The sequence below is a fragment of the Streptomyces sp. SAI-170 genome, assembly GCF_049739565.1.
GTDB lineage: Bacteria > Actinomycetota > Actinomycetes > Streptomycetales > Streptomycetaceae > Streptomyces.
Window position 1 is genome coordinate 5,129,301 of sequence record NZ_JBMGQD010000001.1, and the last position, 25,903, is coordinate 5,155,203.

Here is a 25,903-nt window from a genome sequence, read left to right on the forward strand (position 1 = left end):
CTCGGCCTAGGCCGAGGCCCAGGCTGTGGCTCAGCCGAGCAGGCGGGCCAGCTCCACCGTGAGGGGTTCGCGCAGCTCGGGAGCCTCCACCCGCTCCAGTCGTACGTCCGTGCAGTCCACCCATCTCGCCGCCTCGACCAGCGCCTGCGCCGCCGGGAGGACCGCCTTCGGGCCCTCCAGAGAGATCTGCCGCGCCACCAGGGTGCGGCCCTCGCGGGCCGGGTCCACCCGGCCGATGAGGCGGCCGCCGGCGAGGAGGGGCATCGCGAAGTAGCCGTGGATCCGCTTCGGCTTGGGCACGTACGCCTCCAGCCGATGGGTGAAGCCGAAGATCCGCTCGGTTCGGGCGCGCTCCCAGATCAGTGAGTCGAACGGCGACAGCAGCGTCGTACGGTGCCGCCCGCGCGGCGGCGTGACCAGCGCGGCCGGGTCCGCCCAGGCCGGCTTGCCCCAGCCCTCCACCGTCACCGGCACCAGCCCGGAATCGGCGATCACCGCGTCCACCTGCTCGCCCTTGAGACGGTGGTAGTCGGCGATGTCCGCGCGCGTGCCCACGCCCAGGGCCTCGCCGGCCAGGCGGACCAGGCGGCGCAGGCACTCGGTGTCGTCCAGCTCGTCGTGCAGCAGATGGTCGGGGACCGCGCGCTCGGCCAGGTCGTAGACCCGCTTCCAGCCGCGGCGCTCGACGCAGACCACCTCGCCGTACATCAGCGCGCGCTCGACGGCGACCTTCGTCCCCGACCAGTCCCACCACTCGCTGGTGCGCTTGGCGCCGCCCAACTCGGTGGCGGTCAGCGGGCCTTCGGCGCGCAGCTGCTTGACGACCTGGTCGTAGACCCCGTCCGGCAGCTCGTGGTTCCACTGCGGGCGGGACCGGTAGCCACGGCGCCGGAACGCGAAGTGCGGCCACTCCTCGATGGGCAGGATGCAGGCCGCGTGCGACCAGTACTCGAAGGCGTGCGTGTCCTTCCAGTAGGCGTCCTCGACGGTTCTGCGGCCGACCGCGCCCAGACGCGCGTACGGGATCAGCTCATGGGAGCGGGCCAGCACGGAGATGGTGTCGAGCTGGACCGCGCCGAGATGCCGCAGCACGCCGCGCACGCCCGATCTGCGGTCGGGGGCGCCGAGGAAACCCTGGGCGCGCAGGGACAGGCGGCGGGCCTCGTCGGCGGAGAGCTCTGCGATCGGGCGCGAGGACGTCATGGCTCGCACGATAGGGCCTGCCACTGACAATGCGTCCTGACCTGCGACTACGCCCTGGGCGCCGGCAGGTACGGGGCCGCGGACGGCAGGCCCAGGTCGGAAGGCAGCAGTGAGCCGACCCAGCAGTCGCGGCGTACGCCCTTGTTGTTGATGGCCGAGCGCAGGGTTCCCTCCAGGGTGAAGCCGACGCGTTCGGCGACCGCGCGGGAGGGGTGGTTGCCGACCTCGGCCCGCCACTCCAGCCGGTCGACGGCCAGCGAGGTGAAGGCCCAGCGGGCGGCGGTCAGGGTCGCCTCGGTGACGTAGCCGCGGCCGCGGTGCTCCTTGGCCGCCCAGAAGCCGACCTCGCCGACCCCCAGGGCGCGCATGCTGATGCCCAGCATCCCCGCCAGCTCGCCCCGGGGCAGGAACACACCGAAGGTGTACATCGAGTCGTGCGTCCAGCCGTCGGGCACCACCTGCTGCGTGAAGCTCTCGGCGTGCTCGCGCAGATACGGCGACGGGAACTGGGGGATCCAGCGCTGCATGTCGGCGTCCTGGGCGGCCGCGAGGACCGCGTCGGTGTCCTGCGGTCCGACCGTGCGCAGCAGGAGGCGTTCGGTGGTGAGCGATACAGGTTCCATCGGCCGATTCTGCTCGTCCGGCCGCGCGCGGGCCATCAGGTTTCGCCCTGTGTGAGCGCGCGATCACATATCGCGCATTTCTTCTCGCCGGTGCGGCACTATCCGATTGCCCCGTCCGTTGTTCTCGGTGAAACAGCCGTCGGCCGACAGGCCTCCCGGCCCAGCCGGGTCCTCGCATACGATGGCCGTTGCTCAGTAAGTCAAATCGAAACCGACCGTCCCAGGCCCGACCGGCAAGGAGACCAACCCCCGTGTCCGTCCTCTCGAAGATCATGCGTGCAGGCGAAGGCAAGATCCTGCGCAAGCTGCACCGCATCGCGGACCAGGTCAACTCCATCGAAGAGGACTTCGTCGACCTCTCCGACGCCGAGCTGCGGGCCCTCACCGATGAGTACAAGCAGCGCTACACCGACGGCGAGAGCCTGGACGACCTGCTGCCCGAGGCGTTCGCCACCGTGCGCGAGGCCGCCAAGCGCGTCCTCGGCCAGCGGCACTACGACGTCCAGATCATGGGTGGCGCCGCGCTGCACCTCGGCTACGTGGCCGAGATGAAGACCGGTGAGGGCAAGACGCTGGTCGGCACCCTGCCCGCCTACCTGAACGCCCTGTCGGGCGACGGCGTTCACCTCATCACGGTCAACGACTACCTGGCCGAGCGCGACTCCGAGATGATGGGCCGCGTCCACCGGTTCCTGGGCCTGTCCGTCGGATGCATCCTCGCCAACATGACGCCGGCGCAGCGCCGCGAGCAGTACGCGTGCGACATCACGTACGGCACGAACAACGAGTTCGGCTTCGACTACCTGCGCGACAACATGGCGTGGTCGAAGGACGAACTGGTGCAGCGCGGGCACAACTTCGCCATCGTCGACGAGGTCGACTCCATCCTCATCGACGAGGCCCGTACGCCGCTGATCATCTCCGGCCCGGCCGACCAGGCCACCAAGTGGTACGGCGACTTCGCCAAGCTGGTCACCCGCCTCAAGCGCGGTGAGGCCGGCCAGCCGCTCAAGGGCATCGAGGAAACCGGCGACTACGACGTCGACGAGAAGAAGCGCACCGTCGCCATCCACGAATCCGGTGTCGCCAAGGTCGAGGACTGGCTGGGCATCGACAACCTCTACGAGTCGGTGAACACCCCGCTCGTGGGCTACCTGAACAACGCCATCAAGGCCAAGGAACTCTTCAAGAAGGACAAGGACTACGTCGTCATCGACGGCGAAGTCATGATCGTCGACGAGCACACCGGCCGTATCCTCGCCGGCCGCCGCTACAACGAGGGCATGCACCAGGCGATCGAGGCGAAGGAAGGGGTGCCGATCAAGGACGAGAACCAGACGCTCGCCACGATCACCCTGCAGAACTTCTTCCGCCTCTACAACAAGCTCTCCGGCATGACCGGTACGGCGATGACCGAGGCCGCCGAGTTCCACCAGATCTACAAGCTCGGCGTCGTCCCGATCCCGACCAACCGGCCCATGGTCCGCAAGGACCAGTCGGACCTGATCTACCGCACCGAGGTCGCCAAGTTCGAGGCGGTCGTCGACGACATCGTCGAGAAGCACGAGAAGGGCCAGCCGATCCTCGTCGGCACCACCTCGGTCGAGAAGTCCGAGTACCTCTCGCAGCAGCTCAGCAAGCGCGGCGTGCAGCACGAGGTGCTCAACGCCAAGCAGCACGACCGTGAGGCGACGATCGTCGCCCAGGCCGGCCGCAAGGGCGCCGTCACCGTCGCCACCAACATGGCCGGCCGTGGTACGGACATCAAGCTCGGCGGCAACCCCGAGGACCTCGCCGAGGCGGAGCTGCGCCAGCGCGGCCTCGACCCCGAGGAGCACATCGAGGAGTGGGCGGCGGCGCTGCCCGCGGCCCTGGAGCGGGCCGAGCAGGCCGTCAAGGCCGAGAAGGACGAGGTCGAGTCCCTCGGCGGCCTGTACGTGCTGGGCACCGAGCGCCACGAGTCGCGGCGTATCGACAACCAGCTGCGCGGTCGTTCCGGCCGTCAGGGCGACCCGGGCGAGTCCCGCTTCTACCTGTCGCTGGGCGACGACCTGATGCGGCTGTTCAAGGCGCAGATGGTCGAGCGCGTGATGTCCATGGCCAACGTTCCGGACGACGTGCCGATCGAGAACAAGATGGTCACGCGCGCGATCGCGTCCGCGCAGTCGCAGGTCGAGACGCAGAACTTCGAGACCCGTAAGAACGTTCTGAAGTACGACGAGGTCCTCAACCGCCAGCGTGAGGTCATCTACGGCGAGCGGCGCCGCGTCCTGGAGGGCGAGGACCTGCACGAGCAGGTGCAGCACTTCATGGACGACACCATCGACGCCTATGTCGCGGCCGAGACCGCCGAGGGCTTCGCCGAGGACTGGGACCTGGACCGGCTGTGGGGCGCGTTCCGCCAGCTGTACCCGGTGCGGGTCACCATCGAGGAGCTGGAGGAGGCGGCCGGCGACCGGGCCGGGCTCACCGCCGAGTTCGTCGCCGAGTCCATCAAGGACGACATCCGCGAGCAGTACGAGGCGCGTGAGGCGCAGCTCGGCTCCGAGATCATGCGTGAGCTGGAGCGCCGGGTCGTGCTGTCGGTCCTGGACCGCAAGTGGCGCGAGCACCTCTACGAGATGGACTACCTCCAGGAGGGCATCGGCCTGCGCGCGATGGCGCAGAAGGACCCGCTGGTCGAGTACCAGCGCGAGGGCTTCGACATGTTCACCGCGATGATGGAGGGCATCAAGGAGGAGTCCGTCGGCTACCTGTTCAACCTGGAGGTCCAGGTCGAGCAGCAGGTCGAGGAGGTCCCGGTCGAGGACGCCAAGCCGGTGGCCGACCTGGAGAAGCAGGACTCCGTGCCGGCGCAGGCGGGCGCGCGTCCGGAGATCCGCGCGAAGGGGCTGGACGCCCCGCAGCGGCGCAACCTCCACTTCTCCGCGCCGACCGTGGACGGCGAGGGCGGCACCATCGAGGGCGACTTCACCGAGGACGGCGAGCCGGTGCGCTCCGAGGCGGACGGCCTCACGCGCGCGGAGCGCCGCAAGCAGGCGCGTGGCGCCGGCGGGCGTCGTCGCAAGAAGTGACGTCGAGCGCGGTGTCGTGACGCCGTGACGCTGTTGCGGCTTCGCAGCAGCGCCACAGTGGCTTGAGCAGTGCCTTGAAGGGCCGGGTCTCCCCAGGGGACCCGGCCCTTCGTCGTCGGTTCAGGGGGCGTGGGTGCGGGGTTGGCCGCCGCCCGTCGCCCCGAGTTCGACGGCCGTGCAGCGCCAGCGGTGGTCCTGGCTCAGTTCCAGACGGAAGGCCATGGCCCGGAGCCGGTCGCCCGCGGCGATGCGGGCGAAGGCCTCGATGGCGCCGTTGCGGGGCACGTAGTACCCGATGTCACGGACGACCGGGCGCACCCCGCCCCGCGTGCGCAGCGGGCCGCGCTCCGCCAGTCGCGCCAGATCGTCGTAGGCCTGGCCGACGGTGTGCCGCAGCATCCAGTGGACGGGGCGCTGGCCGCTCAGCACGAGCACGAGACGGTCGGCGAAGAGGTCGGTGGGCCGGGGCTGGGGGACGAGGCGGCGGGTCTGGGCGGGGACTGTGGTGGGGCGCGCAGGGGCGGCCGGGGCGTTCCTGGAGTCCATCGGCGCCGCCCCGGGCGGGACTGACTGCCGGCGGGTGGGCGTGGCCGTCCGCGAGGCCGTCGGTACGGGGCTCAGCGGGCGCTGGAGCGCACGGGCCGGGGCACCCTGAGGTGCTGGGCCGCCATAGGCCGTGGGGCCCGCGGTGGGCACTTCCTGGGCCGGGGAGGCAGTGCTGCCGGCCGCGCGGCCCATGGCGGGCGAGCCCGGGGTCGGAGTCGTGGCGTTGCGAGTCCCTGGCGGGCGGGTGCCCGCCGGGCCCGTGTTGCCACCGGCTCGGGTGGAGGGGCCACCCGGGCGGCGGGGGTCGCGGCGGGTCGGGGGCCGGGTACCCGAGTGGCCGGGCGAACCGGGGCGACCTGCCACAGCGGAGTCGTGGGCCGCTGCGGCGTCCCAGGGCTGGGCGTGGCCCTGAGCGGGCACGGTGTCCTGGGCCTGAGCGGAGTGCGGCGTCGGCGCGGTGCCCCGGGCCGGCGCCGTGTCCCGGATCCGCGGGAGGGTCTGGCCCGGCGCGTTCCCGTGGACCTCAGCGTGTGCCTGCGTCTGTGCGGCACGCAGGGTCTGCCCAGTGGTGCCGGGCTGGACGGGGCTGTCCGGCTGAGTCGTGCCAAGGACCGCCTGCCCCTGGGCGGGTGTCGAGGTGCGGGGCCGTCCGGTGTCGGGAGTCGTGCGGGCGGCGGTCGGGGTGGTGCGGTGGGGTGGGCGGGGGTGCGGTGTCCTGGTCATGACCTTGTCCATGACGCGCAGGCCGGTCATTGCGGTGATGACGTCCATGAGGTCCCCGTTCGACGAGCCCAGGAGATACCGGGCAGTAACTTCGCGGTGGGGATCTTGTACGGGGTCGCGGACAAGTGCGGCAAGGAGGGGCAAGTCGTGTGGCCGGTCTGTGGGGGATTCACCTATCAGGGGGACGTGATGGGGAGGACCCCCAGGTCAGCGAGGTGACAGGGGGTGAATCGGCGGCGTGGGGTGGACGGCTTCCCGGCCGTGGGCGGGGGCTCGAAAGGGGACGCCGGACCGTATCCTGAAGGCTCTTCGGATGCTGGAGGCCCTCAGGGCTTCGTCAGTCCCTCGACATGAAAGCGGCCGGCCCATGCGCGTCTACGTCCCCCTGACCCTCTCCGGTCTCGCCGAGGCGTACAGGACGGGTGAGCTGGGAGCCGGCCCGCTCGTCGCCTACGCCGTCACCCCGGCCCTGCGCGAGTGGTACCTCTCCGACGACATCGAGGAACTGGAGTACGCCGCCCTCGGCCGCGCCGCGCTGGCCTCGCTGCGGCTGCTCGCCGGGGAGCCCGGTGCCGTGCGGCGCCGCGTCGTCGTGGCCGTCGACGTGCCGGACGGCTCCGCCGTGGCCGACCCCGACCGCGGCCTCGACCCGGCCGCGCTCGGCGAGGTGCGGGTCGCCGGGCCCGTACGGCTGGCGAAGGCGGCGTCGGTGCATGTCGACGCCGACGACGCGGAGGCGGACGTGACCGCGGCGGTCGAGGCGCTGCCGGCGGCGGACGGCGGGGACGACGACGCGCAGTTCACGGTGGACGGCGCCGAGGACCACGAGCTGCTGTGGTACGCCACGCAGGAGATCCCGAACCTGGTCGGCCGGCCCGCCTGAGCTGCGGCCTCGACCTGCGGGTCTCCTCATTGTCAGTGGCGGCGGGTACGTTTTCGGCATGGGGATGCACAACGGGGCGCACATCGTCTGGGACTGGAACGGCACGCTGTTCCACGACAACGACGCCATCATCGGGGCGACGAACGCGGCGTTCGCCGAGCTGGGGCTGGAGCCGATCACGCTGGAGCGGTATCGGGCGCTGTACTGCGTGCCGGTGCCGAAGTTCTACGAGCGGCTGATAGGGCGGCTGCCGACGGACGCCGAGTGGCTGGTGATGGACGAGACCTTCCACCGGTACTACGCCGAGCACCGCGTGCGGTGCGGTCTCACCGAGGGCGTGACGGAGCTGCTCGTGGACTGGCGGTCGGCGGGGCGCAGCCAGTCGATCCTCAGCATGTACGGGCATGAGGAGCTGGTCCCGCTGGTGCGCGGCTTCGGAATCGCCGATCACTTCATACGCATCGACGGGCGGACCGGGCCGTCCGGCGGCAGCAAGGCCGAGCACATGGTGCGACACCTCGGGTCGCTCACCGGCGTGGAAGCGCGGCGCACGGTGGTGATCGGCGACGCCGCCGACGACGCCGTGGCCGCGCTGCACGTGGGAGCCAGGGCCGTGCTGTACACCGGCGGGTCGCACAGCCGGGCCAGCCTGGAGACCGTGGGCGTGCCCGTGGTGGACACGCTCCAGGAGGCGGTCGCCGAGGCCGAGCGGCTCGCCGCCTAGACGGCGCCGGCCGTACGCCCGCAGGGGCGCGGGGAACTGCGCGACCAGCCCCCACGACCCGCACCCGCCGACCGGCAGCGAGCGGCACCCGCATGGGGCGCACGCCGACCGCCCCTTACGTCACCGGTGCCTTCGCCCTGAGCACCGTAAGGAATTCGCGCATCCACGCCGAGTGGTCCGGCCAGGCGCGGGACGAGACCAGGGTGCCGTCGACGACCGCCTCGGCGTCCTGGAAGGTGGCGCCGGCGGCCTGCATGTCGAGTTCGAGGGCGGGATAGGCGGTGACACGGCGGCCACGCAGGCCGTCGACGGCAGCGGTGAGGAGGGGGCCGTGGCAGATCTGGGCGACGGGTTTGTCCGCGTCGAAGAAGGACTTCAGGATCTTGCGGAGTTCGGGGTCGTTGCGCAGATACTCGGGCGCGCGGCCGCCGGGGATGACGACGGCGGCGTAGTCACCCGGCTCGACCTCGGAGAAGGCGAGGTCGGCGGGCCAGGTGTAGCCGGGCTTCTCGGTGTACGTGTCGAAGCCGGGTTCGAAGTCGTGGACGACGAACCGCAGCTTCTTGCGCTCGGGGGCGGCGATATGGACCTCGTAGCCCTCCTCGCGCAGACGTTGGTAGGGGTAGAGGACTTCCAGGGACTCCGCCGCGTCTCCGGTGACGATGAGGATCTTCGCTGTCATGGCCGTGCGCTCCCCTCAGGACCGTGGCTTCATGGCCAACCTGCCTCCTGGGCGGCGCGCTGCCAAGAGGCGCAGTCGCTTTCAGGCTGCGCGCCCCTGCCGCGAGAGTCGACTTTTCGCCCCGTGCGGACCCAGGTGGAGGGGGTCTCACCCGGTCGCCCCTGTGCAGAACGTCAAAGTTCGCCCCCCAGTTTTGTACACATACGGCTCATGACGTGCCCCCCTGAAGGAGCGATAGCCTTGGTGGCGTGATCAGCGCGATATCTCGCGGGGGCACCGATGCCCCTGCCCTGCGCCCGGAGAGCACGGAGTACATCCGTGACCGGGCGGCGGTCGCTGGTCTTCGCGGGCGGGTCGGGGCCATGGTGGCCCCCAGGACGCCGCACACTCCCCGGAGCCAGGCGGCGCCGACAACGGTGCCGTGTCCCGTCGATCGCTTCGGTCCGTGTGATCGTTCCGGTCCTTCGGGCTACCCGGGTCCCATGGGGGCGTCGGTGTCGACTGTCGGCCTCCCGCTCTTCTCCCTTTGCGGCACTGCGTCGAAGCAGACCGGACACCCCGCGTCGCGGCGCAGGTCCGGAGGGGGAGAGACCGTACATCCTTCAACGTCACGCAACGGCGCGCGACAGGAGTCAGAGGACAATGCAGACCAAGCTGGACGAAGCCAAGGCCGAGCTGCTCGATCGGGCCGCCCGGGTAGCTGAGAACAGCCCGGTCGGGGGGAACCTACCGACTGGGACGACGGAACACGGCACCCCGGACCGGGCCGCTGTGCTCTCGTTCCTCCAGCGCTACTACCTGCACACCGCCCCGGAGGACCTCACCGACCGTGACCCGGTCGATGTCTTCGGAGCCGCCTACTCGCACTACCGACTGGCCGAGAACCGCCCGCAGGGCACGGCCAACGTGCGCGTGCACACCCCGACGGTCGAGGAGAACGGCTGGACGTGCAGCCACTCCGTCGTCGAGGTCGTCACCGACGACATGCCGTTCCTCGTGGACTCCGTCACCAACGAGCTGACCCGTCAGGGCCGCGGCATCCATGTGGTGATCCACCCCCAGGTCGTCGTCCGCCGCGATGTGACCGGCAAGCTCATCGAGGTCCTCGGCAAGCCGTCGACCGGCGAACTGCCGCACGACGCGCACGTCGAGTCCTGGATCCACGTCGAGATCGACCGCGAGACCGACCGCTCCGACCTCAAGCAGATCACCGCCGACCTGCTGCGCGTCCTGTCCGACGTCCGCGAGGCCGTCGAGGACTGGGAGAAGATGCGCGACGCGGCGCTCCGGATCGCCGACGGCCTGCCCGAGGAGCCGGTCGCCGACGACCTGCGCCGCCAGGAGATCGAGGAGGCCCGCGAGCTGCTGCGCTGGCTGGCCGCCGACCACTTCACCTTCCTCGGCTACCGCGAGTACCAGCTGCGCGACGACGACTCCCTGGCCGCCGTGCCCGGCACCGGCCTCGGCATCCTGCGCTCCGACCCGCACCACGCCGGTGACGACCAGCACCCGGTCAGCCCGTCCTTCGAGCGGCTGCCCGCCGACGCGCGTGCCAAGGCCCGCGAGCACAAGCTGCTGGTGCTGACCAAGGCCAACAGCCGCGCGACCGTGCACCGGCCGTCGTACCTCGACTACGTCGGCGTGAAGAAGTTCGACGAGAACGGCGAGGTCGTCGGCGAGCGCCGCTTCCTCGGCCTGTTCTCCTCGGCCGCCTACACCGAGTCCGTGCTGCGGGTGCCGGTCATCCGCCGCAAGGTCGACGAGGTGCTGCAGGGCGCCGGGTTCTCGCCCGCCAGCCATGACGGCCGCGACCTGCTGCAGATCCTGGAGACGTACCCGCGCGACGAGCTGTTCCAGACGCCCGTCGACGAACTGCGGGCCATCGCGACGTCCGTGCTGTACCTCCAGGAGCGGCGCCGGCTGCGCCTGTACCTGCGCCAGGACGAGTACGGCCGCTACTACTCCGCGCTGGTCTACCTCCCGCGCGACCGCTACACCACCGGTGTGCGCCTGCGGATCATCGACATCCTCAAGGAGGAGCTCGGCGGCGTCAGCGTCGACTTCACCGCCTGGAACACCGAGTCGATCCTGTCGCGGCTGCACTTCGTGGTCCGGGTCCCGCCGGGCACCGAGCTGCCGCAGCTGTCCGACAGCGACAAGGAGCGCATCGAGGCACGCCTGGTCGAGGCCGCCCGCTCCTGGGCCGACGGCTTCTCGGACGCGCTCAACGCCGAACTGGGCGAGGAGCGCGCCGCCGAGCTGCTGCGCCGCTACAACAACGCCTTCACCGAGGGCTACAAGGCCGACCACAGCCCGCGCGCGGCGGTCGCCGACCTCGTCCACCTGGAGCGGCTGACCGAGCAGGACAACTTCGCGCTCAGCCTCTACGAGCCGGTCGGCGCGGCCCCCGACGAGCGCCGCTTCAAGATCTACCGCCGGGGCGACGCGATCTCCCTGTCCGCGGTCCTGCCGGTCCTGAACCGGCTCGGCGTCGAGGTGATCGACGAGCGGCCCTACGAGCTGCGCTGCTCCGACCGCAGTGTCGCCTGGATCTACGACTTCGGCCTGCGCGTGCCCAAGGCGCAAGGAGGCTCGGGCGGCGACTACCTCGCCGACGACGCCCGTGAGCGCTTCCAGGAGGCGTTCGCCGCGACCTGGACCGGCAAGGCGGAGAACGACGGCTTCAACGCACTCGTGCTCAGCGCCGGTCTTTCCTGGCGGCAGGCGATGGTGCTGCGCGCGTACGCCAAGTACCTGCGGCAGGCCGGCTCCACCTTCAGCCAGGACTACATGGAGGACACCCTCCGCAACAACGTCCACACCACCCGGCTGCTGGTGTCGCTGTTCGAGGCGCGGATGTCGCCCGACCGGCAGCGCGCCGGACACGAACTGGTCGACGCCCTCCTGGAGGAGCTGGACGCCGCGCTCGACCAGGTCGCCTCGCTGGACGAGGACCGCATCCTGCGCTCCTTCCTCACCGTCATCAAGGCGACGCTGCGCACCAACTTCTTCCAGGAGGCCGCGGGCGGCACGTCGCACGGCTACGTCTCCATGAAGTTCGACCCGCAGGCCATCCCGGACCTCCCGGCGCCGCGCCCGGCGTTCGAGATCTGGGTGTACTCGCCGCGGGTGGAGGGCGTGCACCTGCGCTTCGGCAAGGTCGCGCGCGGTGGTCTGCGCTGGTCCGACCGGCGTGAGGACTTCCGCACCGAGATCCTCGGCCTGGTCAAGGCGCAGATGGTGAAGAACACCGTCATCGTGCCGGTCGGCGCCAAGGGCGGCTTCGTCGCCAAGCAGCTGCCGGACCCGGCAGTGGACCGTGACGCGTGGCTGGCGGAGGGCATCGCCAGCTACAAGACGTTCATCTCGGCGCTGCTCGACATCACCGACAACATGGTCGCGGGCGAGGTCGTGCCCCCGGCGGACGTGGTCCGCCACGACGAGGACGACACCTACCTCGTCGTCGCCGCCGACAAGGGCACCGCGACCTTCTCCGACATCGCCAACGGGGTCGCCGCGGAGTACAACTTCTGGCTCGGCGACGCCTTCGCCTCCGGCGGCTCTGCCGGCTACGACCACAAGGGCATGGGCATCACCGCCCGCGGCGCCTGGGAGTCCGTCAAGCGGCACTTCCGCGAGCTGGGCGTGGACACGCAGTCCGAGGACTTCACGGTCGTCGGCATCGGCGACATGTCCGGTGACGTGTTCGGCAACGGCATGCTGCTCAGCGAGCACATCCGCCTGGTCGCCGCCTTCGACCACCGGCACATCTTCATCGACCCGAACCCGGACGCGGCCACCTCGTACGCCGAGCGCCGCCGGCTGTTCGAGCTGCCGCGCTCCAGCTGGGCCGACTACAACACCGAGCTGCTGTCCGCGGGCGGCGGGATCTTCCCGCGCAGCGCCAAGGCCATCCAGCTCAACAGCCACATCCGCGAGGCCCTCGGCATCGAGGAGAAGATCTCCAAGATGACCCCGGCCGACCTGATGCGGGCCATCCTGGCCGCGCCGGTCGACCTGCTGTGGAACGGCGGCATCGGCACCTACGTCAAGTCGTCGCACGAGTCGAACGCCGATGTCGGCGACAAGGCCAACGACGCCATCCGCGTCGACGGCAGCGACCTGCGGGTCAAGGTCGTCGGCGAGGGCGGCAACCTGGGCCTGACCCAGCTCGGCCGGATCGAGTTCGCGCTGCACGGCGGGCGGATCAACACCGACGCCATCGACAACAGCGCGGGCGTGGACACCTCCGACCACGAGGTGAACATCAAGATCCTGCTCAACAGCCTGGTCACCGAGGGCGACATGACCGTCAAGCAGCGCAACAAGCTGCTCGCGGAGATGACCGACGAGGTCGGCCGGCTGGTGCTGCGCAACAACTACGCGCAGAACACCGCGATCGCCAACGCCCTCGCCCAGTCCAAGGACATGCTCCACGCCCAGCAGCGCTTCATGCGCCACCTGGTGCGCGAGGGCCACCTCGACCGGGCGCTGGAGTTCCTGCCCACCGACCGCCAGATCCGCGAGCGCCTCGGCACCGGCCAGGGCCTGACCGGTCCGGAGACCGCGGTCCTCATGGCGTACACGAAGATCACGGTCGCCGAGGACCTGCTGGCCACCACGCTGCCGGACGACCCGTACCTGCGCGGACTGCTGCACGCCTACTTCCCGAGCGCGCTGCGCGAGGAGTTCGGCGAGCACATCGACAGCCACCCGCTGCGCCGCGAGATCACCACGACCGTGCTGGTCAACGACACGGTCAACACCGGCGGTACGACGTATCTGCACCGGATGCGCGAGGAGACCGGCGCGTCGCTGGAGGAGATCGTGCGGGCGCAGACCGCCGCGCGGGCCATCTTCCGCTCGGCGGCGGTGTGGGACGGCGTCGAGGCGCTCGACAACCAGGTCGAGGCCGCGGTGCAGACCCGTATCCGGCTGCACTCGCGCCGCCTCGTCGAGCGCGGCACGCGCTGGCTGCTCAACAACCGGCCGCAGCCGCTGGAGCTCGCCGAGACGGTCGCCTTCTTCGCCGAGCGGGTGGAGCAGGTGTGGCAGCAGCTGCCGAAGCTGCTCAAGGGCGTGGATCTGGAGTGGTGGCAGCAGATCTACGACGAGCTGACCGAGGCCGGTGTGCCGGACGAGCTGGCCACGCGCGTGGCCGGGTTCTCCTCGGCCTTCCCGGCGCTGGACATCGTCTCGGTGGCCGACCGCATGGGCAAGGAGCCGCTGGACGTCGCCGAGGTCTACTACGACCTCGCCGACCGGCTCAGCATCACCCGGCTCATGGACCGCATCATCGAGCTGCCGCGCGCGGACCGCTGGCAGTCCATGGCCCGTGCCGCCATCCGCGAGGACCTGTACGCGGCCCACTCGGCGCTCACGGCGGACGTCCTGGCGGTGGGCAACGGCTCGTCCACTCCTGAGCAGCGCTTCAAGCACTGGGAGCAGAGGAACCAGGCGATCCTGGGCCGCGCCCGGACGACCCTGGAGGAGATCCAGAGCTCGGAGATGTTCGACCTGGCCAACCTGTCGGTGGCGATGCGGACGATGAGGACGCTGCTGCGGACTCACTCGTAACGCACTCAGGTTCTACGAGGAAGGCGCCCCGGGCCTGGAGGCTCGGGGCGCCTTCGTGCGTGTGTCGCCGGCGGGCGGTCAGGCCGGGACGGTCTGTGCGGCGGGCTTCGCCTGAGGCTGGGGCTTCGGCTTCGGCCCGGGCTTCGGCCCGGCCCCAGGGTCGGCGGTGAACTTCTCGTACTGCCGCATGACCTCCTCCGTCGGCCCGTCCATGCGCAGCTCCCCGCGCTCCAGCCACAGCACGCGGTCGCAGGTGTCGCGGATGGACTTGTTGTTGTGGCTGACGAGGAACACCGTGCCCGCGTGCTTGCGCAGTTCGCGGATACGGGCCTCGGAGCGCTTCTGGAAGGAGCGGTCGCCGGTGGCGAGGGCCTCGTCGATCAGCAGGACGTCGTGGTCCTTGGCGGCGGCGATGGAGAAGCGCAGCCGGGCGGCCATGCCGGAGGAGTACGTCCGCATGGGCAGGGTGATGAAGTCGCCCTTCTCGTTGATGCCGGAGAAGTCGACGATCTCCTGGTAGCGGTCCCTGACCTGCTCGCGGGACATGCCCATGGCGAGGCCGCCGAGGTGGATGTTGCGCTCGCCGGTGAGGTCGTTCATCAGCGCCGCGTTCACGCCGAGCAGGGAGGGCTGGCCGCCGGTGTAGATACGGCCGTTCTCCACGGGGAGCAGTCCGGCGACGGCCTTGAGCAGAGTGGACTTGCCGGAGCCGTTGGTGCCGATCAGGCCGATGGCCTCGCCCTTGTACGCGACGAAGGACACGCTCTTCACCGCGTGCACCTTGCGCACGCCCGACGCCCTCTCGGTCTTCTCGCGGCGCAGGATGCGGTTGAGGGCGGCGGTGGCCGAACCGCGGCCGGCGCCGGTGCCGTTGACGCGGTAGACGATGTCGACCCGGTCGGCGACGACGGTGGGGACCTTCTCTTCGGTGTGCTCAGCCACGGCCGTAGGTCTCCTCAGCCTTCCAGAAGTAGATGAAGCCGCCGACTCCGGCGAGCAGCGCCCAGCCGGTCGCGAGCATCCACACGTGCGGCGGGAGCTGGCTCGAGTGGAAGCTGTCGATGAGGGCGAAGCGCATCAGGTCGATGTAGACGGCCGTCGGGTTGGCCTGCAGGACGGTGCCCACCCAGGACGGCAGATCGGTGTGGGTGCGCAGGATGTGGTCGATGCTGAACATCACGCCGGACGCGTACATCCACGTCCGCAGCACGAACGGCATCAGCTGCGCCAGGTCCGGCGTCCTGGAGCCGAGGCGGGCCAGGATCATCGCCATGCCCGCGTTGAACGTGAACTGCAGCACCAGCGCCGGGATCGCGAGGGCCCAGGACGCGGCGGGCGGCACGCCGAAGCCCAGCAGGATCACGACCAGCGCGGCCATCGAGAACAGCAGCTGCTGCAACTGCTGCAGACAGAACGAGATCGGCAGCGCGGCCCGCGGGAAGTGCAGGGCCCGCACCAGTCCGAGGTTGCCGGAGATCGCGCGCGTGCCCGCCAGGATCGAGCTCTGCGTGAACGTCCAGATGAACACGCCCGTCACCAGGAACGGCACGTAGTCCGGCACTCCGCGCTTGGTCTGCAGCAGCACGCCGAAGATCAGGTAGTACACGGCCGCGTTCAGCAGCGGCGTCATCACCTGCCACAGCTGGCCCAGCTTCGCCTGGCTGTACTGCGCGGTGAGCTTGGCCGTCGAGAACGCCGCGATGAAGTGACGGCGGGCCCACAGCTCCCGGATGTACTGGGGCAGGGAGGCGCGGGCGCCGCTGACCGTGAGCCCGTGACGCGCCGCGAGCGCCGCGAGGTCGCCGTCGTCTGCCTGGGCGGGGGCCGGGGCGGGCGCCGTGGGGGGCGGTGAGTGGAGGACCTGGCTCACATCCGCTGCTTTCGCTCGGGGGAGGGGTGCGGCGGGTTTACCGCGCTCTTACGTCGGGACGGGACCGTATCGTCGCAACGCGAGCGTAGGCCGAGGGGGCGTCGGGACGCAACCGTTTCGTCGTGACGCGCCGGTGGCATCAGCGCAGGACGGACCCGGTGCGTCGTGACGTGGTCCACGTTGCGACGCAACCGTTTCGTCGCAACGCCCTATGCTGTCCGCATGACCAACGCCGACGGATCCCAGCCGCGCCCGCGTCGCCGGGCACCCGCAGGTGCTGCCGTGCTGCGGGAGGACGTGACCGAGGCGATCCGGGCGGCTGTCTTCGAGGAACTGGCGGCGGTCGGGTACGCCCGCATGTCGATCGAGGGCATCGCGCGCAGGGCGGGTGTCGGCAAGACGGCGGTGTACCGGCGATGGCGCTCCAAGCTGCACCTCGTGCTGGACATCGTGTCGGCGATCGCGGTGCAGGGTCTGCCGGCGCCGGACACCGGCTCGCTGGAGGGGGATCTCCGGCTGCTCTACGAGGTCACGGCGCGCGCCCTGCGACACCCGGTGGCCTCGCAGATCATCCCCGACCTCCAGGCGGAGGCGGCCCGCAACCCGGAGATCGCCGAGCTGATGCAGAAGGCGCTGCGTGAGGGGCAGGAGGGCGTCGCCCTCAAGATCGTGGCGGCGGCGGAGCGGCGGGGCGAGATCCGGACGGGCGTCGACGACGAGCTGGCCCTCGACCTGATCTCCGGCCCCCTCTACTGGCGCTCGGTCGTCATCCGCAGCCCGAAGCTGCCCAAGGGGTACCTGGCGGCGCTGGCGAGGGCGACGACGGGTGCGCTGACGGCCCTCTGAGGCCGCGCAGTGTCAGTGGCCCCTCATAAGGTGCGTGCAGCATCTGGATGAGGGGGGTCCCATGGGGTTTTCAGGCCACTTGGTCTTCGCGTGCAGCGACGGGTCGTTGCTGCGGGCGCCGGTGTTCGAAGGCGTCGACGAGGAGTTGAGGGACACCGTCCAGGCGTGGCCGTCCAGGGCGGGGGGTTGGCATACGCTCCAGTTGGAGCATGGGCTGTGGGAGGACGGCGACCTGCCCGCGCTGGTCGAGTGGAGTGGTGCGCCCGCGTGTGTCGCCGTGGTGTCCGACAGCGATCTCGCCCTCGTGACCGGGTTGCGTCCTGACAGGACGGGTTGGCAGGCATGGCTCAACCTGGACGCCGCGGCGGCGCTGCTCGTGGAGGAGCCCGAGGACGTGGACGACATGAGCGAGTGGCTGGGCACGCCGGGGTTCGACGAGGCCGTGAGACGGAAGCGGGCGGAGTTGGAGGCGGAGGTTCCGGCGGCCGCCGAGGGCGCTCTCGGCTGGGCTGCGGCCGCTGGTGTCACGCCCGTCGCGCAGCAGAGCCGGGTGGAGGAACTGCTGCTGTCGCGCGAGGTCTTCGTCGAGGAACTCTTCGGTGCGCTGCTCGACGAGCTGGGTTTCCGGGAGGCCTGAACGGCCCTACACCCGAGCCGCCTCCGGATGCAGGCGTACCCAGCCCTCCCAGGCTGAGGTGATCATGTCCTGGAGGTCGTGGCCGGCTTTCCAGCCGAGTTGGTGGGTGATGCGGTCGGCGCAGGCGACGACGCGGGCGGGGTCGCCGGGGCGGCGGGGGGTGATGAGGGGTGGGCGGTCGTAGCCGGTGACGGCGTTGATGCGGTCGATCATCTCGCGGACGGAGACGCCTTCGCCGCGGCCGATGTTCAGGGTGAGGTCGCGGCCCCGGGACGCGGTCAGGGCGCGGGCCGCCGCCACATGGGCCTCGGCGAGGTCCACGACGTGGATGTAGTCGCGGACGCAGGTGCCGTCCGGGGTGGGGTAGTCGTCGCCGAAGATGCGGGGCGGGGCGTTCTCGGTGAGCTTCTCGAAGACCATCGGGATCAGGTTGGACACGCCCACGTCGGCCAGCTCCGGGCTCGCCGCCCCGGCCACGTTGAAGTAGCGCAGGCAGGCCGTGGACAGGCCTGTCGCCCGGCCGGTCGCGCGGACCAGCCATTCGCCGGCCAGCTTGGTCTCGCCGTAGGGGGACATCGGCGCGCACGGGGTCTCCTCCGTGACGAGGTCCGTGTCCGGGGTGCCGTACACCGCCGCCGAGGACGAGAAGACGAAGGACTCCACCCCCGCCGCCGTCACCTCCTCCAGGAGCACCCGCAGGCCCTCCACGTTCTGCCGGTAGTAGTGCAGCGGGCGGTCCACCGACTCGCCGACCTGCTTCTTCGCCGCCAGATGGACGACTCCGGTGACCCCGTGCCCGGTCAACGCCTCGCGCAGCCGCTCGCCGTCCAGCGTCGAGCCCACCACCAGGGGCACCTCCCGGGGCAGCCGCTCGGCGATGCCCGACGACAGGTCGTCGTACGCCACCGCCTCCTCGCCCGCCGCGCGCAGCGCACGCACGACGTGCGCCCCGATGTATCCGGCGCCGCCGGTGATCAGCCAGGTCATGTGGCCGTCGTCCCCTCGTCCGTCCGCTCGGAGGCCCGCACACCTCTGGTGCCTCCTCGACAGTCAATCAGCCGGCACCCGCCCATGAGGGCGGAATGTCACTCCTCGTGGCTGCAACGGCGCACTCAGTGTCCGGCCGCCTCCTGCTCCGCCGCCGCGTCCAGGGCGCCCGTCAGGCGGTCCAGGCGTTCCCGGAGGTCGCGGATCTCCGCGAGGTCGAAGCCGGTCGCCTCGACGATGCGGCGCGGGACCGCGAGGGCGCGTTCGCGCAGGGCCTCGCCCTCGTCGGTCAGGCGGACCTCCACCGAGCGCTCGTCGCGGGCGCTGCGCTCACGGCGCACCAGGCCGGCCGCCTCCAGGCGCTTGAGCAGCGGGGAGAGGGTGCCGGAGTCGAGGCGCAGGTGTTCGCCGAGCTTCTTGACCGGCTGCTCGCCCCGTTCCCAGAGGACCAGCATCACCAGGTACTGGGGGTAGGTCAGGCCGAGGTCCTTGAGGATCACGCGGTAGACGCCGTTGAAGGCGCGGGAGGCGGCGTGCAGGGAGAAGCAGATCTGGCTGTCCAGACGGAGCCAGTCGTCCTCGGTGGCGGCCGGTGTCGGGGTCATGGCTCCAGGGTAGCCCTTGGTCGCTATTCAATCATTGGCCATCTAGTTGTGCACAACTTAATTGTGTGCTCTACTCGTATCCGTCAACGACTTCTCCGAGAGGGATGGTTCATCCATGGACGCGCTCTACACCGCAGTCGCCACCGCCACCCACGGCCGTGAGGGCCGTGCCGTCTCCTCCGACGGCAAGATCGACCTCGCGCTCGCCATGCCGGTGGAGCTGGGCGGCAACGGTCAGGGCACCAACCCGGAGCAGCTCTTCGCCGCCGGGTACGCCGCCTGCTTCGGCAGCGCCCTGGGCCTCGTCGGCCGCCAGGCCAAGGTCGACGTCAGCGACGCCGCCGTCACCGCCGAGGTCGGCATCGGCAAGCAGGGCGAGGGCTTCGGCCTCGCCGTCACCCTCCGCGTCGAGCTGCCCGCGCACCTGGACGAGCCCACCGGTCGCAAGCTGGTCGAGGCCGCCCACCAGGTCTGCCCCTACTCCAACGCCACCCGCGGCAACATCGACGTCGAGCTCGTCATCGAGTAACCGTCCAAAAACCTGCTCAGCGGCCCCCGACCCGCGCCAGCACCTCTCCCGTCCGCTCGCTCCACGCCACCACCACGGCCTCCTCGGGCACCGTGTGCCGGGGCGTGAGCAGCAGCCACCGCACATGGTGGCGCCGGACGACGGCGGAGCGCCCGGCGCGGGTCGAGTCGTCGGCGAGGTAGGCGTGCACGTCCGCCAGCTTCCGTCGCCGTACGCGTTCGTCGAGCGCCGGGTCCGGCCGGGCGGGCGCGACGAGGTTCGCGCCGTGTCCGGCGAGCGCGTGGGCGGCGCGCTGGTCCCCGGTCAGCACGACCTCGCGGGGGCGCATGTACCGCGCCGCCCAGTCGTACGACGGTCCGCGCGGCGGCTGGTCGAAGCCGACGGGGTCCAGCGAGCGCGGGACGACCGCCCCCGCGTGCACGGTGAGGAAGCCCGCGCAGGCCGCCACCGCCGAGGCCGAGCCCAGCAGGCGCCGCCACACGGGCCAGGGCCGGGGCGCCGCGAGCTCGATCGCGAGCGCGAACTGCAGCGGCACCAGAGTGAGTCCGAGGATGCCGGCGTAGGCGTGGTGGCCGCTGAGCCGGCCGTACGCCACCACCAGGCAGTCCAGCGCGAACATCAGCACCAGCGGGTCACGCCGTCCGCCGCGCCGCCACCGCAGCCACAGCGCGGGCAGGCCCACCGCGAGCGCCAGCCAGAAGCGGCCGAACAGGTCCTCGTACGGCTGCGGCTGCCCGTGCCCGGCTGAGGCGAACGCCTCCCACACGTCGAAGTACGGCCAGCTCAGCGCGGTCCCCGCCGCCACCGCGCCGGTCAGTGCCCAGCGGCCCGCCACGGCCGCGCCCCACCCGCGCTGCCGGCCGACGACCGTCGCCGTGCCGCCCGCCAGCGCGGCGACCGAGATGATCGGGTGGACCAGCGCGATCAGGCCGTAGAGCAGGCCCAGGCCCGCATGGCCGGTCAGGCTCGGCAGTCCGCGCGGCCCGACGAACCGCACCCGGGCCGTGTCCAGGGCCCGCGTCCCCGTCAGCGCCCAGGCCCAGAAGGCGAGGCCGATCGCGAACGCCGACGGGTCGGCGAGATTGCCGGTCATCGGCATCAGGCCCAGAAAGCCGCTCCACCAGGCCGGCTCGGTGCCCCACAGCAGCGCCATCGCGCCCAGCGCGAGCACCGGCGCCCAGGGGCGAGGCGTGAGCATCCGCACGAAGCGGCCCAGCCCCGTCAGCACCACCAGCAGGTTCAGCGGGCCGGTGAGCCGGACCGTCTCCCAGCCGGACAGCCCCGTCAGCCGCGCGAACACGCCCTGGGTAACGGCGTACGGCGAGTAGAAGGGGCTGCCCGCGCCGGGCAGGTCGGCCACCGGATGGCGCGGATCGAGCAGGTCGGCCTCGAGGCGTTCGACGACCGCCGCGTGCAGGCCCGCGTCGCAGCACAGCGGGACGCGCCAGTAGGCCGGCGTCATCACCAGCCAGAACAGGAACCCGAACACCTGGTACGGGGTCGGCCGCCACAGCCGGCCGCCGCGCAGGGCCGTGGCGCCGCGGGCGGGCCGGCCGGTCAGGACATCGGCGCTCACCGGGCGGTCGCAGAACGGGGCGTGAGGGGCATTGGCCGTATATTCCCGAGCGGGTCAACGGCACTGCCGTGACTCACTCCATCGAGTGAGGCGAGCGGGAACGGGGCGACGAGCCGCCCGGCCGTCCCGAGGGCCGCCAGGTCGACGGCCGCGACGGGGTCGGCCGCGACGAACTGCGGAGCATACGCACTCCAGGGAGGTCAGCTGCGGTCGGTGACGGAGAGCGGACCGGAAGGCCGCGGAACGGTCGCGAGGGGCGAGCGCGCGAACGAGGCGGCCGCCGACGGCACGGGATGGCGCGCCTCCAGCGGCACCACGGCCGGCAGGTCCGCCTCCTCGAAGCCCAGCACGACACGGCGTACGACCCGCTCGGCCGCGCGTCCGTCGTCGTACGGGCAGAACCGCTCGCGGAAGGCCGCCCGCAGCTGCGCCGAACGGGAGCCGGTCCAGTGCCCGGTCGCGAAGATGTCGATCAGCTCGTCCTCACTGCGCGCGACCGCGCCCGGAGGGAAGGACCGCAGGTCGAAGTAGGTGCCGCGGGCGGCCTCGTAGGCCTCCCGGTCCTCGGCGTGGATCACGATGGGCCGGTCGAGGTTGGCGTAGTCGAACATGATCGACGAGTAGTCGGTGACCAGCGCGTCCGAGGCCAGGCACAGCTTCTCGACGCTCGGGTGGTCGCTGACGTCGATGACGCGCGCGGTACCCGCCCCGGCCTCGCCGAGCGGGCCCGGCTGCGCGGGGTGGGCGCGGGCGAGGACCACGAACCGCGGGCCCAGGCGCCGCAGGACACGCTCCAGGTCCAGGGTGGTCGCCCGGGTGCGGCGGTAGTCGCGGTGCGTCGGCGCGTACAGGATCGCCACCGAGCCGGGCGGGATGCCGAGGGACTCCCGCAGCCGGGTCACGTCCGCCGAGGTCGCCTGCTGGAAGACGTCGTTGCGCGGGTAGCCGTACTCCAGCGTGGTGTAGCGGCCCGGGTAGACGCGCTCCCAGGTCAGGGTGGTGTGGCGGTTGGCGGACAGGACGTAGTCCCAGGTGTCGACGTGCCCGGCCAGCCGCCCGAAGTCCGTGCCGCGCGCGGCGGCGGGGCGTTCGCGCAGGTCCAGGCCCATGTGCTTGAGCGGGGTGCCGGCCTGCGTCTGCACGAACACCTGGCCGGGGCGCTTGACCGGGCGGCGCTCGAAGCCGCTGTTGTCCACCAGGTACTTGGAGCGGGCCAGCGCCGTCCAGTACGCGGCCGTGCCCGGGGTCAGCCTGCGGACGCCGGGCGGGACGGTGTGGTGGTGCTCGGGGCGGGCGATCCAGGCCGTGCGGATGTGCGGGGCCAGCTCGCGGAAGGCCGCCTCCAGCGCGCCCGGGTTGCAGGAGTGGCCCCGGCCTCCGTACGCGGCGAACACCGCCCGGTCCTCGCGTACGGGCAGCCGGAGCTGGACGCGGTAGTGCAGCTGGAGGGCGGCCGAGCCGAACGCCCTGCCGAGGCGGGCCGCGAGCCGGGCCGTGCGGCGGGCCAGGCGGCCACCCAGGAGCAGGGCCCGGTAGGTGCGGTGGGCGCCCCCGCGGACCAGGGCGTGCCGCAGCCGGGCGCGCAGCGGCAGGGGGCCGCCGCCCGGGGTGCGGTGGCGGCGGTAGTGGGCGCGGGCCCGGCGCAGGAACTCAGGCCGGCTGCCGCGCGGCAGGCGGTCGGGGCAGCGGAACACCGATGCCAGCCGGTCGACCATGCCGCGGAACAACACCGGCCGCCACTGGGCGAGTTCGGGCCGCGCGTCGAGATGGGCGAAGAGCCGGTCGTACTGCTCGAAGAGGTCGAAGTGCCGCTCGCTCGTGGCCGACCGGAGGGCGCCGTGCCGGCGCTGCCGGTGCAGCACGCACACCCGGTCCAGCGTCGCGATCGACTCGGCCGCCGTCAGCGCCTGCCCTGTCCAGGGCGTGTCCTCGTACCAGCCCGGCGGGAAGGTGAGGCCCTCGCGCTCGACGAACTCCCGTCGGCAGGCCTTGTTCCAGGCGGCCGGCGGCATCCGCAGCAGCCCCGGCCGGTCCTCCAGGCGGAACGGGGCCGGGCCGCGCTCGGTGAGCTGCCCGGCCGGCTCGTCGCGCAGGCGCTCCCCGGTCCGGTCGACGCGCCCGAAGTCGTGCACCAGCACATCCGGCTCGCCGGTCTCCTTCAGCCGGTCCGCGATCGCCTGGAGCGCGCCCGGGGCGAGGGTGTCGTCGCCGTCCAGGAACAGCAGATAGTCGCCGGTCGCCGCCTCCATCCCCGCGTTCCGGGCCGGGCCCGGCCCGGCGTTCTCCCGCAGCCGCACCGGCCGCACCCGTGGATCACGGGCCGCCACCTCGTCGAGGATCGCCCCGCAGGCGTCCGGCGAGCAGTCGTCCACGACGACCAGTTCGAGATCGCCGTACGACTGGGACAGGACCGATTCCAGGCAGGCGTGCAGATACGCCTGAACCTTGTACGCGGGGACGATGACACTGAACCTGGGCAACGGAACATCCATGGGTCGGCGCGGGCGTTCTGCCCGGGAACGGCCGATGGAGTGACGGGGTTACGCCGTGTACGCCATACGGGGGGAGCCCCGTGGAGGGCGGGACCGTGAAGTCCCGCCCCGCACCGGCTACTTCACCGCGCCGGCCATCACACCGGACACGAACTGCCGCTGGAACGCGAAGAACACGACCAGCGGGATCACCATCGAGATGAACGCGCCCGGCGCCAGCACGTCGATGTTGTTGCCGAACTGCCGGACCTGCGTCTGCAGCGCGACCGTGATGGGCTGGCTGCCCGCGTCGGTGAACACCAGCGCCACCAGCATGTCGTTCCACACCCACAGGAACTGGAAGATGGCGAGGCTCGCGATCGCCGGGGCCGCCAGCGGCATCACCACCCGCGCGAACAGCCGCAGTTCACCTGCGCCGTCCAGACGGGCCGCCTCCAGCAGCTCGCGGGGGATCTCCGCGAAGAAGTTCCGCAGCAGGAACACCGCGAACGGCAGACCGAACCCGACATGGAACAGCACCACCCCGAGGATCGACCCGAACAGGCCGATCTTGCCGAACAGTTCGGCGATCGGGATCAGCGCCACCTGCACCGGCACCACCAGCAGCCCCACCACCGCCAGGAACCACCAGTCGCGGCCCGGGAACTCCATCCACGCGAACGCGTAACCCGCGAGCGCCGCGACGATGACCACCAGGATCGTCGCCGGGACCGTGATCAGTACGGTGTTGAGGATCGAGTCGGTGATGTCGCTGTTGTTCAGGAGCTTGTCGTAGCTGTCCACGGTGAGCTGCGCGGGCTCGGTGAACACCGTCCACCAGCCGCTGGCGTTCATGTCCTCCGGCGAGCGCAGCGAGGACAGCAGCAGACCGATCGTCGGCACCAGCCAGAACAGGCCCACGACGATCAGGAACACCCGGACCAGACTGCCGCTGACCCACCCGACGAGCCTGCCGCCCAGGGACTTGGCCGTCATCGCCGCACCTCCCGCCTGAGCCTGCGCACGTTGAACCACATCACCGGGATCACCAGCAGCAGCAGGAACACCGCGATGGCGCTGGCGATGCCCGGCTGGTCCTCCGAGAAGCCCTTGCGGTACAGCTCCAGGGCCAGCACGTTCGCGTCGTCCTGCGAGGAGCCCGGCGCGATGATGAAGACCAGGTCGAACACCTTCAGCACATTGATCATCAGGGTGACGGCCACCACCGCGAGCACGGGCGCCAGCAGCGGCACCGTGACCCGGCGGAACACCTGCCACTCGTTGGCGCCGTCCACCCGCGCCGCCTCCAGCAGATCCCGCGGAATGCCCGCGAGCCCCGCCGCGATCAGCACCATCGCGAAACCCGCCCACATCCAGATGTACGACCCGATGATCGCGGGCGTCACCAGCGACGGGCCGAGCCAGTCCAGACCGTTGTACGCCTCCTTGAAGTTGCTCGCCGGGAGCCGCAGCAGCGCCCCGTCCGCCTCCTCGGGCAGCGTGAACGAGCCGTCGTCGGCGGCCTTCGTGGACGCCACCACCTTGCCGTCCTTGACCGCCTCGATGCGCATCCCCGGATAGCCGACCTCGGCCGGGTCCGGCTTGCCGAGCGTGCCGACGCCCTTGCCGCGGGTGAAGTCCTGCCAGGTCGTGCCGGTCACCTTGCCCGGGTCGGCCTTCGGCGCGGCCGCCCGCTCGGCGCCGTCGGGCATCTGGTCGGGCGGGACGCCGACCAGCGGCAGGGAGACCGGGGTGCCCGCGCGCACCGGGTCCCTGGTGACGAACGCGCCGCCGCCCGCGGGCTCCAGCGGCGACTCACGGCCCGGGTGCGCCTTCGGGAACGCCGACGCCTGCGCGAACGTGTCGTGCACACCCACCCACACCGCGTTCGCCACGCCCTTGTCCGGGTCCTGGTCGTACACCAGGCGGAAGATGATGCCCGCGGCCAGCATGGAGATCGCCATCGGCATGAAGACGACCAGCTTGAACGCCGTGCCCCAGCGCACCCGTTCGGTGAGCACCGCGAAGATCAGACCCAGTGCGGTGGCCACCGTCGGCGCGAACACCACCCAGATGACGTTGTTCTTCAGCGCCGTGCGGATGCCGTCGTCCGTGAAGAGCGCCTTGTAGTTGTCGACGCCGGCGAAGGAGTCGCCGGACTGGTCGTAGAAGCTGCGGAAGATCGAGTACCCGATCGGGTAGACCACGAGCGCGCCGAGCAGCACCAGCGCGGGCAGCAGGAAGAGCACTGCCACGGTTCTGCGGGTGCCGGTCACGCTCTTGCGCTGCTTACCAGGGGCGGCAGGAGTCTCAGGGACCCCTGCCGCCGGTGCCGTCACCATCGCCG

The 25,903-nt window shown here is 71.3% G+C and carries 19 protein-coding genes; 7 read left to right on the forward strand and 12 right to left on the reverse strand.

What is annotated here, in order from left to right:
- Positions 1 to 30: 30 nt before the first annotated feature.
- Positions 31 to 1,203 (reverse strand): winged helix-turn-helix domain-containing protein, encoded by a 1,173-nt coding sequence (locus RKD23_RS22975; RefSeq protein WP_424855374.1) that lies wholly within the window; start codon positions 1,201 to 1,203, stop codon positions 31 to 33.
- A gap of 47 nt (positions 1,204 to 1,250) precedes the next feature.
- Positions 1,251 to 1,826, reverse strand: a complete 576-nt coding sequence (locus RKD23_RS22980) for a GNAT family N-acetyltransferase (protein ID WP_424855375.1) — start codon at positions 1,824 to 1,826, stop codon at positions 1,251 to 1,253.
- Between the two features lie 251 nt (positions 1,827 to 2,077).
- Between RKD23_RS22980 and secA the strand changes: the two genes are divergently transcribed.
- The gene (gene secA / locus RKD23_RS22985) at positions 2,078 to 4,900 is read left to right on the forward strand and encodes a preprotein translocase subunit SecA (protein WP_424855376.1); all 2,823 of its coding nucleotides are present in this window, start codon (positions 2,078 to 2,080) and stop codon (positions 4,898 to 4,900) included.
- A gap of 120 nt (positions 4,901 to 5,020) precedes the next feature.
- Here the strand turns inward: secA and RKD23_RS22990 are convergent, their stop codons facing one another.
- The gene (locus RKD23_RS22990; RefSeq protein WP_424855377.1) at positions 5,021 to 6,217 is read right to left on the reverse strand and encodes an Rv3235 family protein; all 1,197 of its coding nucleotides are present in this window, start codon (positions 6,215 to 6,217) and stop codon (positions 5,021 to 5,023) included.
- 319 nt (positions 6,218 to 6,536) lie between these two features.
- Between RKD23_RS22990 and RKD23_RS22995 the strand changes: the two genes are divergently transcribed.
- Together RKD23_RS22995 and RKD23_RS23000 are read left to right on the forward strand one after the other, a co-directional pair.
- A complete protein-coding gene (locus RKD23_RS22995; protein WP_424855378.1) occupies positions 6,537 to 7,052 on the forward strand; it encodes a DUF6912 family protein in 516 nt (171 codons plus the stop codon).
- 58 nt (positions 7,053 to 7,110) lie between these two features.
- Positions 7,111 to 7,776: an HAD family hydrolase gene (locus RKD23_RS23000; protein WP_424855379.1), complete on the forward strand. Its 666-nt coding sequence runs from the start codon at positions 7,111 to 7,113 to the stop codon at positions 7,774 to 7,776.
- A gap of 115 nt (positions 7,777 to 7,891) precedes the next feature.
- On the opposite strand, the gene RKD23_RS23005 is transcribed toward RKD23_RS23000, so the two are convergent.
- The gene (locus RKD23_RS23005) at positions 7,892 to 8,458 is read right to left on the reverse strand and encodes a DJ-1/PfpI family protein (protein WP_404047313.1); all 567 of its coding nucleotides are present in this window, start codon (positions 8,456 to 8,458) and stop codon (positions 7,892 to 7,894) included.
- A gap of 642 nt (positions 8,459 to 9,100) precedes the next feature.
- On the opposite strand from RKD23_RS23005, the gene RKD23_RS23010 reads away from it, so the two are divergent.
- Positions 9,101 to 14,035, forward strand: coding sequence for an NAD-glutamate dehydrogenase (locus RKD23_RS23010; RefSeq protein ID WP_424855380.1), 4,935 nt, complete (start codon positions 9,101 to 9,103; stop codon positions 14,033 to 14,035).
- A 78-nt stretch (positions 14,036 to 14,113) separates the two neighbouring features.
- On the opposite strand, the gene RKD23_RS23015 is transcribed toward RKD23_RS23010, so the two are convergent.
- Positions 14,114 to 14,977, reverse strand: coding sequence for an ABC transporter ATP-binding protein (locus RKD23_RS23015; RefSeq protein WP_424855381.1), 864 nt, complete (start codon positions 14,975 to 14,977; stop codon positions 14,114 to 14,116).
- Entirely contained in the window at positions 14,970 to 15,905 is a 936-nt protein-coding gene (locus tag RKD23_RS23020) for an ABC transporter permease (protein WP_424855382.1), read from the reverse strand. The genes RKD23_RS23015 and RKD23_RS23020 overlap by 8 nt, the downstream gene beginning before the upstream one ends.
- A 222-nt stretch (positions 15,906 to 16,127) precedes the next feature.
- Between RKD23_RS23020 and RKD23_RS23025 the strand changes: the two genes are divergently transcribed.
- Positions 16,128 to 16,751, forward strand: a complete 624-nt coding sequence (locus tag RKD23_RS23025; protein WP_424855383.1) for a TetR/AcrR family transcriptional regulator — start codon at positions 16,128 to 16,130, stop codon at positions 16,749 to 16,751.
- A 61-nt stretch (positions 16,752 to 16,812) separates the two neighbouring features.
- Entirely contained in the window at positions 16,813 to 17,388 is a 576-nt protein-coding gene (locus RKD23_RS23030) for a hypothetical protein (protein WP_424855384.1), read from the forward strand.
- A gap of 6 nt (positions 17,389 to 17,394) precedes the next feature.
- On the opposite strand, the gene galE is transcribed toward RKD23_RS23030, so the two are convergent.
- A complete protein-coding gene (gene galE, locus RKD23_RS23035; protein WP_424855385.1) occupies positions 17,395 to 18,375 on the reverse strand; it encodes a UDP-glucose 4-epimerase GalE in 981 nt (326 codons plus the stop codon).
- A 125-nt stretch (positions 18,376 to 18,500) separates the two neighbouring features.
- Positions 18,501 to 18,980 (reverse strand): MarR family winged helix-turn-helix transcriptional regulator, encoded by a 480-nt coding sequence (locus RKD23_RS23040; RefSeq protein WP_424855386.1) that lies wholly within the window; start codon positions 18,978 to 18,980, stop codon positions 18,501 to 18,503.
- 115 nt (positions 18,981 to 19,095) lie between these two features.
- Between RKD23_RS23040 and RKD23_RS23045 the strand changes: the two genes are divergently transcribed.
- Positions 19,096 to 19,509, forward strand: a complete 414-nt coding sequence (locus RKD23_RS23045; protein ID WP_404047293.1) for an organic hydroperoxide resistance protein — start codon at positions 19,096 to 19,098, stop codon at positions 19,507 to 19,509.
- Between the two features lie 16 nt (positions 19,510 to 19,525).
- On the opposite strand, the gene RKD23_RS23050 is transcribed toward RKD23_RS23045, so the two are convergent.
- From RKD23_RS23050 to RKD23_RS23065, 4 genes are all read right to left on the reverse strand, one after another.
- Entirely contained in the window at positions 19,526 to 21,085 is a 1,560-nt protein-coding gene (locus RKD23_RS23050) for a hypothetical protein (RefSeq protein WP_424855387.1), read from the reverse strand.
- A gap of 200 nt (positions 21,086 to 21,285) precedes the next feature.
- Positions 21,286 to 23,565 (reverse strand): bifunctional glycosyltransferase/CDP-glycerol:glycerophosphate glycerophosphotransferase, encoded by a 2,280-nt coding sequence (locus RKD23_RS23055; protein ID WP_424855388.1) that lies wholly within the window; start codon positions 23,563 to 23,565, stop codon positions 21,286 to 21,288.
- Positions 23,566 to 23,694: 129 nt separating this feature from the next.
- The gene (locus RKD23_RS23060) at positions 23,695 to 24,552 is read right to left on the reverse strand and encodes a carbohydrate ABC transporter permease (protein ID WP_424855389.1); all 858 of its coding nucleotides are present in this window, start codon (positions 24,550 to 24,552) and stop codon (positions 23,695 to 23,697) included.
- Positions 24,549 to 25,898: a carbohydrate ABC transporter permease gene (locus RKD23_RS23065; RefSeq protein WP_424855390.1), complete on the reverse strand. Its 1,350-nt coding sequence runs from the start codon at positions 25,896 to 25,898 to the stop codon at positions 24,549 to 24,551. Before RKD23_RS23065 ends, RKD23_RS23060 begins: the two co-directional genes overlap by 4 nt.
- Positions 25,899 to 25,903: the final 5 nt, after the last annotated feature.

Excerpts from the sequence above, each read along its gene's own strand:
- RKD23_RS22975 (WP_424855374.1), bottom strand. The coding sequence starts at position 1,203 with ATGACGTCCTCGCGCCCGATCGCAGAGCTCTCCGCCGACGAGGCCCGC.
- RKD23_RS22980 (WP_424855375.1), bottom strand. The coding sequence starts at position 1,826 with ATGGAACCTGTATCGCTCACCACCGAACGCCTCCTGCTGCGCACGGTC.
- RKD23_RS22990 (WP_424855377.1), bottom strand. The coding sequence starts at position 6,217 with ATGGACGTCATCACCGCAATGACCGGCCTGCGCGTCATGGACAAGGTC.
- RKD23_RS22995 (WP_424855378.1), top strand. The coding sequence starts at position 6,537 with ATGCGCGTCTACGTCCCCCTGACCCTCTCCGGTCTCGCCGAGGCGTAC.
- RKD23_RS23000 (WP_424855379.1), top strand. The coding sequence starts at position 7,111 with ATGGGGATGCACAACGGGGCGCACATCGTCTGGGACTGGAACGGCACG.
- RKD23_RS23005 (WP_404047313.1), bottom strand. The coding sequence starts at position 8,458 with ATGACAGCGAAGATCCTCATCGTCACCGGAGACGCGGCGGAGTCCCTG.
- RKD23_RS23010 (WP_424855380.1), top strand. The coding sequence starts at position 9,101 with ATGCAGACCAAGCTGGACGAAGCCAAGGCCGAGCTGCTCGATCGGGCC.
- RKD23_RS23025 (WP_424855383.1), top strand. The coding sequence starts at position 16,128 with ATGACCAACGCCGACGGATCCCAGCCGCGCCCGCGTCGCCGGGCACCC.
- RKD23_RS23030 (WP_424855384.1), top strand. The coding sequence starts at position 16,813 with ATGGGGTTTTCAGGCCACTTGGTCTTCGCGTGCAGCGACGGGTCGTTG.
- galE (WP_424855385.1), bottom strand. The coding sequence starts at position 18,375 with ATGACCTGGCTGATCACCGGCGGCGCCGGATACATCGGGGCGCACGTC.
- RKD23_RS23040 (WP_424855386.1), bottom strand. The coding sequence starts at position 18,980 with ATGACCCCGACACCGGCCGCCACCGAGGACGACTGGCTCCGTCTGGAC.
- RKD23_RS23045 (WP_404047293.1), top strand. The coding sequence starts at position 19,096 with ATGGACGCGCTCTACACCGCAGTCGCCACCGCCACCCACGGCCGTGAG.
- RKD23_RS23060 (WP_424855389.1), bottom strand. The coding sequence starts at position 24,552 with ATGACGGCCAAGTCCCTGGGCGGCAGGCTCGTCGGGTGGGTCAGCGGC.
- RKD23_RS23065 (WP_424855390.1), bottom strand. The coding sequence starts at position 25,898 with ATGGTGACGGCACCGGCGGCAGGGGTCCCTGAGACTCCTGCCGCCCCT.